Genomic DNA, 14,467 nt, shown 5'->3' on the forward strand with positions numbered 1-14,467 from the left:
GGGCCCGCACCGGAACCGTCCGGTGCGGGCCCTTCCGCGTGTCCGGGTGGGGACCCCGAGGCGCCGGTCAGCCGAAGACGACGCAGGTGACCGCCGGGGCCGCCACGGAGCCGGCGCGGACCGGGGTGCCGGTGCCGGGGTCGACGTCGAACCAGGTGACGTCGCCGGAGCGCTCGTTCGCCGCGTACAGCCGCCGCCCGGACGGGTCGAGGGCGAGGTCGCGGGGCCAGGCGCCGGCGCAGGAGACGGTGGCGGAGCGGATCGCCTCGTCGCCGGTCGGGGAGAGGACGAGGACGGCGATGGTGTCGGTGCCGCGCACGGCCACCCACAGGAACCGTCCGTCGGGCGCCACGACGACGGCGGAGGGGTACGCCGGTCCGGCGGCGTCCGCGTCGACGAGCGGGATCTCGGCGAGCGGCGTCAGCTCGCCGCGCCGGTCGTCCCAGCGGCAGACCGTGACGGCGGGCTCCAGCTCGCCGACGACGTAGGCGTGCCCGCCGGCCGGGTGGAAGGCCAGGTGGCGGGGGCCGTAGCCGGGGCGGAGGGCGGTCTCCCGGTGCAGGCGGAGGGCGCCGGTGGCCCGGTCGAGGGCGCAGACGCGCACGGAGTCCGTCCCGAGGTCCACGCTGACCGTCCAGCGGCCGCTGGGGTCGGGCTGGACCTGGTGCGCGTGGGGCCCGGCCTGCCGCTCGGCGACCGGTCCGCCGCCCTCGTGGCGGAGGACGGCGGTGGCGGGGCCGGGGAGGCCGTCCGCGCCCAGGGGCAGCACGGAGACGCTGCCGGAGGTGTAGTTGGCGGTGAGGAGATGGCCGGCGGCGACGGCGAGGTGGGTGGGGCCGGCGCCGCCGACGGGCACGGGGTCGCCGAGCGGGCGCGGCGCGGGTCCATCGGGGGCGAGGGCGGCGACGGCGCCCGGCTCGGCCTCGGAGACGGCGTAGAGGACGCCGTCGGCGAGGGCGAGGTACGAGGGGTCGGCGACGGCGTCGGTGGAGCCGGTGAGGGTGAGCGCGCCGGTCGCCGGATCGACGTCGGCGGCGAGCACGCCGAGGCCGCCGGCCGAGGTGAAGGAGCCGAGGTAGGCCCGTGCCCGCCCCGCCGTCCGCTCGTGTGTCTCGTCGGTCCCGCCCACGGCGCCTCCCTGCCCCGGGGCCGGTCGCTCCGACCGGCCGTGTCGGCCCGACGTTAGCAGTCGGTCTAGACCAAGTTCGATCAGCCGGTGGCGGAGGCCGTCAGGAGCGGACGAGGAGGGAGCCGGGCGGGGTCCTCAGCGGCTCGTCGAGGGCGGCGAGCAGCCGCTCCAGGCCGCTGACGTGGCCGAGGGCGGCGGGCGCCGGGTGGACGGCCGGCTCCGGCTCGGCGGCCGGCGCGGCCGGGGTCCGGCCGGGCGACGTGAGCCGCTCGACGGCCGTCTCGACCCGCCAGCAGGCGGCGGCGAGCCGGGCGTCGTGGCTGGCGTCCGGGTCGGCGGCGACGGCCGCGAGCCCGCGCACCTCGGCGGCGCACTCGTCGAGCAGCGCGAGGACCCGGCGGGCGCGGCCCTTGCGCTCGCGGAACGGGCTGAGCGGGTGGACGAGCGGGGCGACCGAGAGCCGCACCCGACCGAGGAGCAGGTCGAGCTCGGCGACGTGCGGGGTCGGGTCGGCGCTCTCGTCGCCGGCGAGCCGGCGCTCGGAGGCGGCCGTCGCGGCGTGCACCGCCCGCAGGGCGCGCTGGATCCAGGCGTCGTTGATGGCGTGGGTGGTGACCGGGAGGATCAGCAGGACGGCGAGGGCGGCGCAGACCGCGCCGACGACGGTCTCCTCCAGGCGCAGCACGAGCAGCGCCGGGTCGAGGACGCCGAGGAGCCCGTAGAGCAGTCCGGCCATCACGGTGACCGCGAGCATCATCCAGCTGTAGGAGAGCGGCGCGGTGTAGAAGATCCCGAAGACGCAGACCGCCACCAGGAGGGCGGTGGGCAGCGGGGCGCCGTGCAGCGGGATCGCGACGACCATGCCGACGGCGATGCCGAGCAGGGTGCCGAGGAAGCGGCGGAAGCCGCGGACCAGGGTCTCGCCGCGGGAGACGGTGTTCACGAAGATCCACCAGGTGGTGCCGACGGCCCAGTACCAGCGCTCCTCGGAGAGCACCTGGCCGATGCCGAGCGCCACGGCGCAGGCGGCGGTGGCCTGGACGGCCTGCCGGGTGGTGATCCGGGCCAGCCCCTTGCCGGGGAGCGGGGCGGGGGCGGCGGGCGGCGGGGTGCGCCGCTCGATCGGCCAGAGCGCGAACCGCACGGTCCCGGCCGCCGCGAGGGCGATGCCGACGGCCGCGTACAGCTCGGGGAGCTGGCCGGGCTGGGCGTGCAGGAACTGGGTGCTGAAGAAGTTCATGAAGGCGAAGATGCCGAGCGCGTGGCCGCGCGGGCCCCAGCGCCGGGCGTACACGCCGCAGAGGACGACGAGCAGGAAGGCGCCGTCGCGCAGGAGGGTGTGGTCGTGCAGCAGGGTGGCCAGCGCGAGGACCGGGAACCCGGCGAGCGGCAGCAGGAGGGTGGTGCCGATCTGGCCGCGGACGGTGGCGTCGGTGACGGTGAACAGGGCGAGCAGTGCCGCCAGTCCTCCGGTGATCGACGCGGTGAGCGAGAAACCGGCCAGCTCGGCCACGGTCACCGCGAGCGCGATGCCGAGCACGGCACGCACTCCGGTCCTGAGCCGGAGGAGCCCCGGGTCCGGAGCCACGAACATCCTCTTCACGACGGTCGGCCGCCCCCTCGTCTTGCCGCTCGCCGGCCGTACGACCTGTCCCGGGGTGGTGGGACGCGCACGGACACGACGAAGGCGCCGCCGTCCGGGCGGCCTCGTCGCCGTCCCGGCGCGCGGCGCCGAAAGTACCTGGTACGCACAAGGGAAACACCGACCGGGCGCTTGGCTCAAATCGGCGTCGAAAGACTGGGCCATCGGCCCGGTCTTCGCGCGTCGCACTGACCCGATTGCGGGCCAGTGGACCAGCTCAGGCGCGCGTGGCCGGAGCGGCGGAGGTACGCCGGAGCAGGGCGGCGAGCGCGGTGTGGCCGCGCCGCTCGGCGTGCTCCAGCGCGGTGGTGCCGTGGGCGTCGGCCAGGGAGGGGTCGGCGCCGGCGGCGAGCAGGAGGGCGACGACCTTCTGGTGGGCCGGGCCGCCGTCGCCGAGGATGACCGCCTGCAGCAGGGCGGTCCAGCCCAGGTCGTCGACGTGGTCGACGTCGGTCGGGGTGTCGCGCAGGACGGCGCGGACGTACGGCACGTGGCCGCGTTCGGCGGCGGCGATGAGGCTGGTGGCGCCGAAGCGGTCGGTCAGCCGGACGTCGGGGGCGGGGTCGGCGGTGAGCAGCACCCGCAGCATGGCGACGCTGCCGGTGGCGCCGGTGGCCAGCCAGGGGCTGTCGTGCCGGGCGTCCCGGGCGTGGACGTCGGCGCCCGCGGCGACCAGCGCGCGGGCGGTGTCGACGTGGTCGCCGAGGACGGCGAGGAGCAGCGGGGAGCGCAGTTCCTCGTCGCGGGTCTCGGTCCGGGCGCCGTCGGCGAGCGCGGCACGGACGGCGTCGGTGTCGCCCCGGCGGGCGGCGGCGAGGAGCCGCCGGTGGGGTGCGACGGTCACGGCGGTCTCCTCGGGCTCGACGGTCGCGGGCGGGTCGTACGGGGGCGGGGGCCGACGGCGTGCGGGCGGGCGTGCCCGGACGCCGTCGGTGCCGACAGGCCCCCGGGTCCTACTTGGCGAGGGCGTCGACGCCGGCCTGGGCGAACTTCTGGTCGAGGTCGCCGGAGGGGGCACCGGCCACGCCGATGCCGGCGACGGGGGCGTTCTTCGCGGTGACGGGGGCGCCGCCGCCGAGGAAGAGGGTGCCGGGGATGTCCTTGAGATTGGGGGCCTGCTCCAGGCGCTTGACCAGCTCGGTGGTGGGGGCGTTCCAGGAGACGGCGGTGTACGCCTTCTTCTCGGCGGACTCGTAGGACTGCGGGCCGGCGCCGTCGCCGCGCAGGGTGACGAGGGTGTTGCCGTTGCGGTCGACCACGGCCACGGAGACGCGCTGGTTCTCCTTCTCGGCGGCGTCGAGGGCGGCCTGGGCGGCCTTGGTGGCGGCGTCGATCGTCAGGTGGGTGCTGGTGGTGGTGTTCTTGTTCTTCGCGTCGGCCTTGGCGACGGCGGCGGGGGCGGCGGCCGGGGCGGCGGCGTTCGCGGAGACCGCGCCGAAGGCGCCGGCGCCGAGGGCGAGCAGGGCCGCACCGCCGGTCAGGACACGGGCACGCTTCGAGATCTGCTTCATGGTCGGTCACTCCTGGTGGTGAACGGGCGGGGACGGCGGGCCGGCGGTCGCCGGGGTCCGGGGGACCGGGAGGCCGTCTCGCCGTCCCGCTCCGCACTCCATCCTGGGTGCGGCCAGGGCCCCGTCCGGTCGGCCCGGCGGATGCTCGTCGGACCCCGCCCGGCGGACCCGGGGGTCAGCCGATCGGACGACCCCGCCCCGGCCCCGCCGCGGTACGCGCGCGGGGACGGCGCGGAGAGGGCGCGGGGAGGGCGCGGAGAGGGCGCGGGGAGAGCATGGGCAGGGCACGGAGTGAGGGCGAGGTGGGCACGGAACGCGCCCCTCCGGAAGTGCCGATCGCCCGATGGGTACAGTCGGGACCATTCCGGCGGATCGACCGCCGGGCGGACCATCAGGCCGGGTACCCGACCCGGCGGGCACGGGGAGGCCGGCACGTCATGGCGGTGGACGCACTCGACACCCGCATCCTGCGGCTCCTGATCGAGCAGCCGCGCACCAGCGTGCGGGAGTACGCGCGGATCCTGGGCGTCGCCCGGGGCACCGTGCAGGCCCGCATCGACCGGCTCGAACGGGACGGGGTGATCACGGCCACCGGTCCGGTCCTCTCCCCCGCCGCGCTCGGGCATCCGGTGCTGGCCTTCGTGCACGTGGAGGTCACCCAGGGGCACCTCGACGAGGTCGGGGACGCGCTCGCCGCCGTGCCGGAGATCGTCGAGGCGTTCTCCATCACCGGCGGGGGCGACCTGCTGACCCGGGTGGTGGCCCGGGACGCCGGTCACCTGGAGGACGTGATCCAGCGGCTCATCCAGCTGCCGGGGGTGGTCCGCACCCGCACGGAGATCGCGCTACGCGAGCGGGTCGCCCACCGGCTGCTGCCGCTGGTGGAGTCGATGGGCCGGGGCGCCGCGGAGCGGCGGCCGAGGGGCCGGTAACTCGGGTGCGGGCGCGGGCGGCGGCGTGCGAGGGTACGGGCGTCCTGTCCCCGCGCAACGGAGCCGCCCCATGGCGATACCCGCCCGACTCTCGCCCCTGCTCGCCGAGTTCGACTTCGCCCGCAAGCGGCTGACGGACCGTCTGGGCGGGCCGGTGGTGGACAGCGGCAACGGCACGGACGTGCCGGTCGGCCCGATGACGGACGCCGAGTACCTGTGGGAGCCGGCGCCGGGCTGCTGGTCGGTACGCCGGTTCGCCGACGGTCCGGGTCCGGCCGCCGCGCTGCTGACCGGTACCGGCGAGTGGGGCCGGGAGACCGCCCCGTACCCGCACCCCGTCCCGCCGCCCTTCACCACCCTCGCCTGGCGGCTGACGCACCTGAGCGAACTGCTGGAGCTCCGTGCCGACCACACGAACGGCACCCGTTCGCTGACCCGCGACGACTACCGCTCGGCCGGCGACGCCGCCACGGCGATGGCCGACTTCGACCGGGCGGCCGAGGCGTGGCGGGCGGCGCTGCTGTCCGTCGGCGACAAGGAGCTGGACACGGTCGGGCACTGCTCCTACCCGCACGGCGGCGACGCGGAGGAGCCGTTCCTGGAGATCGTGTGGTGGGTCAACCAGGAACTCCTGCACCACGGCGCCGAGATCGCCCTCCTGCGCGACCTGCACCGGGTCCTCGCCGTCTGACGGTCAGCCGGTGGTGCGGGCCAGCACGAGCGCCACGTCGTCCTGGGCCGGGTCCACGAGGAGCCGGCCCAGGACGCCGTCGCAGATCTCCTCCAGCGGGCCGTCCGCCCGGCCGAGGGCGAGGCCGAGCTGGCGCATCCCCTCGTCGAGGTCGCGGTCCCGTGCCTCGATCAGACCGTCCGTGTAGAGCACGAGCAACCCTCCCGGGGCCAGCGGGAGTTCCTCGGTGCCGAAGTCGTGCGCCCCGGTGCCGAGGGGGGTGCCGGGCGGCCCCTGGAGGAAGGAGACCGCCCCCTCGGGGGTGACGACGGCGGGCGGCAGGTGGCCGGCGCGGGCGATCGTCCAGGTGCCGGTGGCCGGGGCGTGCACGGCGTACAGACAGGTGGCCATGGTGTCCTCGCCGAGGTCGGCGACGACGGCGTCGAGGGAGCGCAGCATCTCGGTGGGCGGGATGTCGTGGCGGGCCAGGGTCCGCACGGCGGTGCGGAGCTGTCCCATGACGGCCGCGGCGTGGATGCCGTGGCCCATGACGTCGCCGATGACGAGCCCGGTGCGGCCGCCGGGCAGCTCGATCACGTCGAACCAGTCGCCGCCGACGTCGTGCGCGCTGGCCGGGAGGTAGCGGCCGGTGAGTTCGAGGCCGGGCACGGCGGGCAGGGCGCTGTTGGTGAGGCTGCGCTGGAGGGCGAGGGCCGCGGCGCGCTGGGTGGTGTAGAGCCGGGCGTTGTCGATGTTGAGCGCGGCCCGGGCGACGACCTCGTCGATGAGCACCGCGTCCTGGTCGTCGAAGGGTTCGCGGGTCTTGAGCCGGGTGACGGTGACGGCGCCGAGGACCTGGCCTCGGGCGACGAGCGGGACGGTGCGGGCGGAGCCGAAGCGGGTCGACAGATAGGTGCGCAGCGGTTCGGCGGCCCTGCCGGGGAAGAGGACCGGGATGTCGGCGTCGGTGAGGAAGGTGGGCCGCCCGTCGAGGACGAGCCGCTCGTACGCCGATCCCGGGGGCAGCTGGAAGGTCTGGCCCGGCCCGAGCAGCGGACTCGGCGGCACCGGTTCGGGGAAGACGGCGGCGATCCGGCGCAGCACGCCCCGGGAGGAGGCCGCCGGGTCGTCGGGTTCCAGGGCCGATTCCAGCATCTGCACGTCGGCGGAGTCGCAGAGCTGCGGCACCAGGAAGCGGACGACCTCCTCGCCGGTCTGCCGCAGGTCGAGGGTGGTGCCGATGCGCGCGCCGGCCTCGGAGAGCAGCGCGAACCGGTGCCGGGCCCGTTCGACCTCCAGGTGCGCCTCCTGGCTCTCGGTGATGTCGACCAGGGAGGCGATGAGCCCGAGCGGGCGCCCGGACCGCCCGGCGTCCGCGACGCCGTCGGCGTGGGCGACACCGTCGGCGTGGGCGACGCCGTCGGCGTGGGCGACGCCGGGGGCGACGGTCCGGGCGGTCACGGTGCCGGGGGCGGTGGTGCCCGTCTGGCCGAAGCGGGTGCCGCGGTCGACGAGGGGCGCGTAGGAGCAGGACCAGATGTGGTCGCGGCCGGGGTCGGCGGGGGTGCGGCCGACCCGGCGGGCGTCGATGACGGGCGTGCGGGACTCGAGGACCTGCCGCATCAGGGACTCCAGCGAGGCCGCGTTGACGCCGGGCACCACCTCGGTGAGGCGGCGGCCGACGTGTTCGGCGGCGCTGACGCCGTTCATCCGGGCGAGGGCGTCGTTGACCCGCAGGAAGCGCAGGTCGGGGCCGAGCAGGGCGAGCCCTATCGGCGACTGGGTGAAGAGGCTCTCCATCGCGGCGAGGTTCTCCCGCATGCGCAGGACCTCGGAGGTCTCCACGGCGATGAGCATGGCCCCGGGCCGGCCGGCCGGGTCGGCGGCGGGCACGATCCACATCTCCATCGGGACCGTGTGCCCGTCACGGTGGCGGACCGGCAGGGTGCCGACCATGGTCTCGCCGGCCTGGACGCGGCGGGTGAGCCGGTCGGCGAGCTCCCGGTTGGCGTCGGGCACCAGGAGAGGGGTGGCGAGCAGGCCCAGGACGTGCTCGGGGCGGTGGCCGAGGAGGTCCTGCGCGGCGAGGGACCACTCGACGATCCGCCCCTCGGCGTCCTCGCGCCACAGGGCGATCGGCAGCAGTTCCCGGAGCACGCCCGCGTCCCCGACGGCCGCTCGCGGCGGCTGCGGAACCCTGCTCGGCGACGACTGATGAGCGTCCACGCATCGACCTACGCATCGGCCTGGCCCCGGGGGGCAATCCCTACCGAATCACCCTAGCCGAGGTGCCGTCGGGGGGCTTGCGCGGCGCATCCGTTCGGCTGCGCACCGCTGGCCCCGCCGGGGCCGGGCACGGGGGGGCCTTCGCGGCGCGGTCAGAAGGCGAAGACGGCGCCGGTGCGGGCGTTCAGTTCGCAGGTGTTGCCGTACTGGCGGGCGAAGGAGACGGGCCGGCCGTGCCAGACGCCTTCCGCGCGCACATCGACGGGGTCGTAGAGAAGGGTGCACGCGGTGGCGGAGTCGCGCTCGACGCGCCCCTGGGTGGCGTCCAGGTCGGCGCAGGCGGCCTCGGCCCGGGGGTGGTCGCCGCCGGCCGGGTCGCAGTGGAGGGTGACGGTGCGCGCGGCGGGGGCGGCCGGGCCGGCGCCGTCGGGCGACAGCGCCGTGGTGGCGGGGGCCGGGCCGGTGACGGTGAGCCGGACGGAGGTGGCGGCCGGGGCCGTCGGAACGGTCGGGGTGATCGGCGCCGCCGGCACGGTCGTACGGTCGGGGGCGCCGCCGGGCGGGGTGGGGCCCGGCTCGGCGCCTCCGGCGGTGGGGGCGGCGAGGAACAGGGCGGCCAGCAGGGCGGCCGGGAGGTGCGTGTTCATGCCCGGCCAACGAGCCGCCGGGGCGGGCGGTCACCGCCGGAGCGTGAGGAGCACGGACGAGCTGCCGCCGTTCGACCCGGGGCTGCCGGACCCGGCCGATCCTCATCCGGTGTACCGCCGCCACCGGGAGCGGGACCCGGTGCGGGCGGTAAGGCCGTCCGGCGGCGGGGCGGGCCGGGGGCCATCACGTGGTACCTCTTCCGGTACGCGGAGGCGGCGCGGGTGCCGGCGGAGCGTTCTTACCGGCGGCGGTCGCCGCCGGACGGGCGCGGGGCGCCCATACCCGGGGGTACGAGACGCTGCGGAGGGTCGTCGAGAACGGTCCGGTCTTCCTCGACCCGCCGCTCACACCAAGCCGCCGGCGCGGTGGACCCACCGCTCGGGACCGGGGCCGTCGCGGGGCTGCGGCCGACACGGGGGCGATCGCGGAGGGGCCGGCCGGCGGATCCGGCGCGGCAACCGGCTGGTGGCGGTCCTCGGCTCCGCCCACCGGGACCCGGCGCGCTTCGCCGACCCGGACGCCCTCGACGTCCGGCGCACCACCGGACGGCACGACGCCTTCGGGCTCGGCGCCCACTCCTGCGCGGGGGCGACGCTCGCCCGGCTGGAGGCGGAGACCGGTCTCGCGGTGCTCCTCGACCGACTGCCGCCGCTCCGGCCGGACGCCCGCCCGCTCGTCGAGGTGGAGCACGCCCCGGACCGGGTCTTCCACAGCCCGTCCCGGCTGGTGCCGCGCGCCCGGGACACGCGGGCCGCGTGACGGCTGTCGCGGGGGCGGGAACGATCTCCACCCACCCCGCGTTATACCCCCCACGGGTATGACGAGGAGGAGCTCATGACCACGACCACGACCGGTGCCACCGCCCGCCGCCTGCCGGCGCTCACCCCCGACCAGGCGCAGGGCCGGGCCCGGGAACTGCTCGCGGACATCGTCGAACGGCACGGCTCGGCCGGCGAGATGGTGTCCACGATGGCCAACTCGCCTGCGGTGATCGAGGGTTACCTCAGCCTGTCGCGGGCGATGAAGCGGGTGAAGATCCCGCGCGCGCTGAGCGAGAAGCTGTCGCTGGCGGTCCAGGAGTGGATCGGCTGCGGCACCTGCCGCGAGGCGCACGAGGCGGCGGGCCGGGCGGCCGGGCTGAGCGAGGCGGACATCGCCCTGGCCCGGCAGGGCACCTCCGTCGATCCGCGGGAGGCCGCGCTCATCGGGCTCGCCCTGAAGGTCCTCGCCGAGCCGAGCGCGCTCGGCGACGCGGACGTCGCCGAGGTGCGGGCCCACGGCTGGAGCGACCGGGTCGTCGCCGAGGTGGTCGGGCTCGTCAGCCTCAACCTGCTCACGGGCGCCTTCAACCTCCTCGCCGGCATCCAGCCGGTCGCCGGCGAGGAGGAGGGCGGGACGGCGGACGGCTAGACCGGCGGCCGCAGTTCCTTCTCCATCAGCGTGAAGGACTTCGGCGGGCCGCCGGGCTGCGGCTTGCCGTCCTTGCGGCCGACGGCGCGGTAACCGGCCCGCTCGTAGTAGGCGGTGAGCTTCGCGTTGGCCGTCAGGCAGTCCAGCCGCAGCCGGGTCCGGCCCGCCTCGGCCGCCCGCCGCTCCGCCGCGGCCAGCAGCAGCCGTCCGGTGCCGGCCGGGGCCGCCCGGTCCACCATGAGCCGGTGGACGTATCCGGCGACCGGCGGCTGCGGACCCCAGGCGGCCTCGTCGTCCCACCACAACTCCCAGGCGCCGGCGACCCGCCCGCCGCTCTCGGCCAGCCAGACCTCGCCGTGCGCCATGATCCGGCGGAAGTGGTCCTCGTCCAGCTCGCCGGGGCGCCACTGGCCGGTGATGCCCCGGGAGAGCATCCAGCGGGCCGCGTCGTCGCGGAGGCGTACCAGGGTGGCGAGGTCGGCCTCGCCGGCCGGGCGATGGTGCAGAGCGGTCACGCGCCCGATCCTCGCACGGCGTCCACGGCCGCCCGCGGGGCGGTGAAGGCGACGGCGGCGGCCGGGACGGTGACCTCGGCGTCGGAGCCGAGGGCGTAGGCGGCGACCCGGGAGACGACCGCCGCGGGCACAACGTCGGCGACGCCGGGGACGGCCGGGCAGTCCTGGGTGGCGTGGGCGTCGTACGGGACCACCACCCGGTAGCCGAGCTCCAGCGCCGTGCGGGCGGTGGCCTGGACGCACATCTCCGACATCACCCCGCAGACGGCGACGGCCCGGCTGCCGTGCGCGGCCAGCAGGGCGCCGAGTCCGGTCTCCTCGAAGCCGTCGTCGTACGGCTTGCGGACGACGGCCTCGACGGGGCCGGGCACGACCGGGTGGTGCAACTCCCAGCCGGGCGTGTGGGGTTCGTCCTCCGCACCGGGCGGCCCGTCGTTCTGCAGGTGGACGACGAGCGCCCCGGCGGCGCGGGCGCGGGCGAGCAGTGCGGCGGTGCGGTCGACGAGCCGGGCGGCGTCCGGTACGGCGCCGTCGCCGGTGACGAAGGCGGACTGGACGTCGACGACGAGGAGCGTGTCCACGGGCGGGAGGGTCTGCGCGGTCATCCTGGCATCATCACGCGCCCGTGGCCGGCCGTTCCACGGGGTTTCCGGACGGCGCCGCGCTCCGCCCGGTCGACGGCCGGAGCGCGGACCGGCACAGGGCCACGGTCGCCTCGGCCCCCGGCGTCAGACGGGGTGCTCCGCGCGTGCGCGGGGACCGGAGAGCAGCGGGGGCGCGGGCAGCGGGCGCAGCGCGGGCTCGGGGCGCAGCAGCTCGTCGAGGCCGGTGAGCCGGACCAGGCGGAGGATCCACGGCTGGTCGCAGACGAGCTGCCAGTGCGCCCCGCGCTCGCGCGCGCCGCGGGCGCAGTGGGCGAGCAGGCCGAGGCCGGTGGCGTCGCAGAAGGCGAGCGGACGGATGTCGAGGGCCAGCGCGTCGGCCTCGCGGACGAGGGCGTCGAGTTCGGGCCGCAGGTGGCGGACGAGGACGAGGTCCAGTTCGCCACTGAGGACGGCGACGGTCAGGGCGCCGGCCGAACGGACGGCGAGGTGCGGGTCGTGACGGGGGATCAGCTGCATCGGACGCTCCCCAGGGTGGGTCCAAGTGTCAGGTCGAGCGTGGCCGTAGCGTCGGCGGGAGGGACGTTTCGCCTCGACCTCAGTCACCTGATCCGGTGAATGCGCGTCCAAAGGTCTGTCGGACGGTCGTACGAGGGGGTCAGGGCCCCGGCTCGCGGAGGAGGGTCCGGTCGAGCGGCCCGGCCGCGCCCGGCTCCCGCAGCGGCACGAGCAGCACCGGGGCGTCGCCCCGCCGGACGGCGAGGAGTCCGGCGTCCGCGCCGGGCATCACGAGCCGGCCGCCGGGTACGACCAGCAGGCAGGCGAGGGTGCGCGGCAGCGGCCGGCCCGCTCGGCGAGGGGTTCCAGGCTTTGCCGTTCGGCGGCGGGGGCGTGCGCTGCGCCCGGCGCGGTGGCTTCGAGCAGCCGCGCGGCCGACGACGTCGCGACCCGGCCGGTCCTCGACGTCCTGGACCCGGCCCACGCCGAGCGCCCGTCCGTCCGGTCAGGTCGTGGCCGGCGCCCCGAACCAGCGCTCCAGCCGCTCGCGCAGCTCCCCCGGGTCGTCGCCGGCCCAGACGACGTGTCCGTCCGGCCGCAGCAGCGCCGCCGGCACGGCGGGCTCGTCGCCGGCGGGCGCGACGAGCCGCACCCGGTCCTCCCAGCCCGCCACCGAGAGCGTCCCCGTCCGGTCCAGCAGCAGTCCCCGCCCGGCGCGGGCCGCCTCGTAGAGCCGCCCCTCCTTCAGCGGCACGTCGCGCAGCCGGCGCCCGACCAGGGGAGGTTCGCCCTCCTCCGCGTAGCCGTAGCGGAGGTCGATCGCCGTGAGCTTCCCGATCAGATGCCGGTTGACCTCGTCGAAGTCCATCAGCTCGGCGAACAGCCGGCGCACCGCCCGCGCCCCCGGCTCCTCGGACATCAGCTCCATCTGGGCACGGGTGTTGTCGAGCACGGCGGCGGCGACCGGGTGGCGCTCGGAGTGGTACGTGTCGAGCAGCCCCTCGGGCGCCCAGCCCAGCACCTCGGCGGCCAGCTTCCACCCGAGGTTGAAGGCGTCCTGCACCCCGAGGTTGAGGCCCTGGCCACCGGTCGGCGGGTGGATGTGGGCGGCGTCGCCGGCCAGCAGCACCCGGCCCTCGCGGTACCGCTCCGCCTGCCGGGTGCCGTCGCCGAAGCGGGACGTCCAGCGCGGCTCGTGGACCCCGAAGTCGGTGCCGCCCACCGCGATCAGACGCTCCCTCAGCTCGTCGAGGGTCGGCGCGGAGCGGTCCCCGGAGAGCCCGGCGGCGGGCACGACGACCCGGAAGAGCCCGTCGCCGAGCGGCATCACGCCGTACCGCAACTGCGTCTTGCGGACCTCGGCCACCACGGGGACGACCTCCTCCCACGGGACCCCGATCCGCACCTCGGCGATCAGCGTCTCGTGCCGGGCGGGCAGGCCCGGGAAGGCGATCCCGGTCACGGCGCGCACGGTGCTGCGACCGCCGTCGCAGCCGACCAGCCAGCGGGCCCGCAGCCGCGTCCCGTCGGCCAGCTCCGCCGTCACGCCCTCCGCGTCCTGGTCGAGCCCGACCAGCTCCTGCCCCCGGCGGATCTCCACGCCCACCTCGCGGGCGTGCTCGTCGAGCAGTTCCTCGGTGACGTTCTGCGGGATGCCGAGGACGTAGGAGTGGGCGGTGTCCAGGCCCTGGGGCCAGCTGGTGCCGAGTCCGGCGAAGAAGCCGCCGACCCGGTACTGCTGCCCGCGGGCGAGGAAGCGGTCGAGGAGCCCGCGCTGGTCCATCACCTCGATGCTGCGGACGTGCAGTCCGAGCGCCTTGCTGTGCCCGCTGGGCTCCGCCGCCTTCTCCAGGACGAGCGGCCGCAGGCCCCACAGGCGCAGCTCGGACGCCAGCACGAGCCCGGTCGGCCCGCCGCCGATCACGAGGACATCGGCATCGAACATGAATGTTCCCCCATCTGTTTGCGCTGTTCAGCCGCCGATTCTGCGTCACTCGGGGGGCCTTGCCGCAAGGCCCCCCGTGCGCTATACGTTGAAGAGGGCAGGGGGGCCGTCCGGATCCCGTCTCAGCGCAGGTCGAGCCGCATGAGGATCCGGGGGTGTCCGGCGAGCACCGAGGTGGTGTCGGCGGCCTTCACGAAACCGGCCCGCTCGAAGTTCTTCCGCAGCCCCGCGTACGCCATCGTCATGTCCACCCGGGCGTCCCCGTTGTCCAGCGGGTACGCCTCCACCGCCGGCGCCCCGTGCGCGCGGGCGAATGCGACGGCGCCCGCGATCAGGGCGTGGCTGACGCCCTTCTTGCGGTGGCCCGGGCGGACCCGGATGCACCAGAGCGACCAGACGGGCAGGTCGTCGACGTGCGGGATCTTCCGGTTGCGGGCGAACTGGGTCTCCGCGCGGGGGGCGACGGCGGCCCAGCCCGCCGGTTCGCCGTCGTCGTAGGCGAGGACGCCCGGTGGCGGCTCCTTGGCGCACAGACCGGCGACGAACTCGCCTCTCTCCGGTTCGCGCAGTTCCTTGTTGAGCTTGGTCGGGATCCGGTAGCTCAGGCAGAAACACACGTTGGCGGTGGGCGACTTGGGGCCGATCACCGCACGGACGTCCTCGTAGACGGAGGCCGGGCGCACTTCGATGCTCATGCCTCCACCCTGGCACGGGCGGCGCCCGCCGCGCACGGACTCCG

Annotated in this window: 16 protein-coding genes; 4 read left to right on the plus strand and 12 right to left on the minus strand. The window is 76.2% G+C overall.

Annotated features, from left to right (window positions below):
• Positions 1–67: 67 nt before the first annotated feature.
• The 4 genes from ABFY03_RS05775 to ABFY03_RS05790 form a co-directional block, all read right to left on the minus strand.
• Entirely contained in the window at positions 68–1,129 is a 1,062-nt protein-coding gene (locus tag ABFY03_RS05775; RefSeq protein ID WP_346169363.1) for a lactonase family protein, read from the minus strand.
• A 100-nt stretch (positions 1,130–1,229) separates the two neighbouring features.
• Positions 1,230–2,723 (minus strand): FUSC family protein, encoded by a 1,494-nt coding sequence (locus ABFY03_RS05780; RefSeq protein ID WP_319013076.1) that lies wholly within the window; start codon positions 2,721–2,723, stop codon positions 1,230–1,232.
• 265 nt (positions 2,724–2,988) lie between these two features.
• Positions 2,989–3,615 carry an ankyrin repeat domain-containing protein gene (locus ABFY03_RS05785; protein ID WP_319013075.1) on the minus strand — a complete coding sequence of 209 codons (627 nt, stop codon included), beginning with the start codon at positions 3,613–3,615 and terminating at the stop codon, positions 2,989–2,991.
• A 109-nt stretch (positions 3,616–3,724) separates the two neighbouring features.
• Positions 3,725–4,282, minus strand: a complete 558-nt coding sequence (locus ABFY03_RS05790) for a GlcG/HbpS family heme-binding protein (RefSeq protein WP_346169364.1) — start codon at positions 4,280–4,282, stop codon at positions 3,725–3,727.
• Between the two features lie 437 nt (positions 4,283–4,719).
• On the opposite strand from ABFY03_RS05790, the gene ABFY03_RS05795 reads away from it, so the two are divergent.
• Together ABFY03_RS05795 and ABFY03_RS05800 are read left to right on the plus strand one after the other, a co-directional pair.
• Positions 4,720–5,214 (plus strand): Lrp/AsnC family transcriptional regulator, encoded by a 495-nt coding sequence (locus ABFY03_RS05795; protein WP_346169365.1) that lies wholly within the window; start codon positions 4,720–4,722, stop codon positions 5,212–5,214.
• Positions 5,215–5,284: 70 nt separating this feature from the next.
• Positions 5,285–5,905: a DinB family protein gene (locus tag ABFY03_RS05800; protein ID WP_319013072.1), complete on the plus strand. Its 621-nt coding sequence runs from the start codon at positions 5,285–5,287 to the stop codon at positions 5,903–5,905.
• 3 nt (positions 5,906–5,908) lie between these two features.
• Here the strand turns inward: ABFY03_RS05800 and ABFY03_RS05805 are convergent, their stop codons facing one another.
• Entirely contained in the window at positions 5,909–8,110 is a 2,202-nt protein-coding gene (locus tag ABFY03_RS05805) for a SpoIIE family protein phosphatase (RefSeq protein ID WP_319013071.1), read from the minus strand.
• 152 nt (positions 8,111–8,262) lie between these two features.
• Positions 8,263–8,757 (minus strand): SSI family serine proteinase inhibitor, encoded by a 495-nt coding sequence (locus tag ABFY03_RS05810; protein ID WP_346169366.1) that lies wholly within the window; start codon positions 8,755–8,757, stop codon positions 8,263–8,265.
• Between ABFY03_RS05810 and ABFY03_RS05815 the strand changes: the two genes are divergently transcribed.
• Together ABFY03_RS05815 and ABFY03_RS05820 are read left to right on the plus strand one after the other, a co-directional pair.
• On the plus strand, positions 8,756–9,517 hold the full coding sequence (locus ABFY03_RS05815; protein ID WP_346169367.1) for a cytochrome P450: 762 nt from the start codon (positions 8,756–8,758) through the stop codon (positions 9,515–9,517). The genes ABFY03_RS05810 and ABFY03_RS05815 overlap by 2 nt on opposite strands.
• Positions 9,518–9,592: 75 nt before the next feature.
• Complete coding sequence (locus ABFY03_RS05820; RefSeq protein ID WP_346169368.1) at positions 9,593–10,168, plus strand: carboxymuconolactone decarboxylase family protein; 576 nt, start codon at positions 9,593–9,595, stop codon at positions 10,166–10,168.
• Here ABFY03_RS05820 and ABFY03_RS05825 read toward each other — a convergent pair.
• From ABFY03_RS05825 to ABFY03_RS05850, 6 genes are all read right to left on the minus strand, one after another.
• The gene (locus ABFY03_RS05825) at positions 10,165–10,692 is read right to left on the minus strand and encodes a GNAT family N-acetyltransferase (RefSeq protein WP_386723561.1); all 528 of its coding nucleotides are present in this window, start codon (positions 10,690–10,692) and stop codon (positions 10,165–10,167) included. The two genes, ABFY03_RS05820 and ABFY03_RS05825, sit on opposite strands and share 4 nt — an antisense overlap.
• The gene (locus ABFY03_RS05830) at positions 10,680–11,288 is read right to left on the minus strand and encodes an isochorismatase family protein (protein ID WP_319013066.1); all 609 of its coding nucleotides are present in this window, start codon (positions 11,286–11,288) and stop codon (positions 10,680–10,682) included. The genes ABFY03_RS05825 and ABFY03_RS05830 overlap by 13 nt, the downstream gene beginning before the upstream one ends.
• A gap of 123 nt (positions 11,289–11,411) precedes the next feature.
• Positions 11,412–11,804, minus strand: coding sequence for an STAS domain-containing protein (locus ABFY03_RS05835; RefSeq protein ID WP_319013065.1), 393 nt, complete (start codon positions 11,802–11,804; stop codon positions 11,412–11,414).
• 139 nt (positions 11,805–11,943) lie between these two features.
• Entirely contained in the window at positions 11,944–12,072 is a 129-nt protein-coding gene (locus tag ABFY03_RS05840) for a hypothetical protein (RefSeq protein WP_319013064.1), read from the minus strand.
• Between the two features lie 216 nt (positions 12,073–12,288).
• Positions 12,289–13,728: a rifampin monooxygenase gene (rox, locus tag ABFY03_RS05845; RefSeq protein ID WP_346169370.1), complete on the minus strand. Its 1,440-nt coding sequence runs from the start codon at positions 13,726–13,728 to the stop codon at positions 12,289–12,291.
• A gap of 122 nt (positions 13,729–13,850) precedes the next feature.
• The gene (locus ABFY03_RS05850; protein WP_319013062.1) at positions 13,851–14,423 is read right to left on the minus strand and encodes a GNAT family N-acetyltransferase; all 573 of its coding nucleotides are present in this window, start codon (positions 14,421–14,423) and stop codon (positions 13,851–13,853) included.
• Between the last annotated feature and the right edge of the window lie 44 nt (positions 14,424–14,467).

It is taken from the genome of Streptomyces roseofulvus (assembly GCF_039534915.1).
Classification (GTDB): domain Bacteria; phylum Actinomycetota; class Actinomycetes; order Streptomycetales; family Streptomycetaceae; genus Streptomyces; species Streptomyces roseofulvus.

Coding starts and splice junctions, on each gene's coding strand:
- ABFY03_RS05780 (WP_319013076.1), bottom strand. CDS start 2,723: ATGTTCGTGGCTCCGGACCCGGGGCTCCTCCGGCTCAGGACCGGAGTG.
- ABFY03_RS05795 (WP_346169365.1), top strand. CDS start 4,720: ATGGCGGTGGACGCACTCGACACCCGCATCCTGCGGCTCCTGATCGAG.
- ABFY03_RS05840 (WP_319013064.1), bottom strand. CDS start 12,072: ATGCCCGGCGCGGACGCCGGACTCCTCGCCGTCCGGCGGGGCGACGCC.
- ABFY03_RS05800 (WP_319013072.1), top strand. CDS start 5,285: ATGGCGATACCCGCCCGACTCTCGCCCCTGCTCGCCGAGTTCGACTTC.
- ABFY03_RS05810 (WP_346169366.1), bottom strand. CDS start 8,757: ATGAACACGCACCTCCCGGCCGCCCTGCTGGCCGCCCTGTTCCTCGCC.
- ABFY03_RS05820 (WP_346169368.1), top strand. CDS start 9,593: ATGACCACGACCACGACCGGTGCCACCGCCCGCCGCCTGCCGGCGCTC.
- ABFY03_RS05830 (WP_319013066.1), bottom strand. CDS start 11,288: ATGACCGCGCAGACCCTCCCGCCCGTGGACACGCTCCTCGTCGTCGAC.
- ABFY03_RS05815 (WP_346169367.1), top strand. CDS start 8,756: ATGCCCGGCCAACGAGCCGCCGGGGCGGGCGGTCACCGCCGGAGCGTG.
- ABFY03_RS05850 (WP_319013062.1), bottom strand. CDS start 14,423: ATGAGCATCGAAGTGCGCCCGGCCTCCGTCTACGAGGACGTCCGTGCG.
- rox (WP_346169370.1), bottom strand. CDS start 13,728: ATGTTCGATGCCGATGTCCTCGTGATCGGCGGCGGGCCGACCGGGCTC.
- ABFY03_RS05835 (WP_319013065.1), bottom strand. CDS start 11,804: ATGCAGCTGATCCCCCGTCACGACCCGCACCTCGCCGTCCGTTCGGCC.
- ABFY03_RS05790 (WP_346169364.1), bottom strand. CDS start 4,282: ATGAAGCAGATCTCGAAGCGTGCCCGTGTCCTGACCGGCGGTGCGGCC.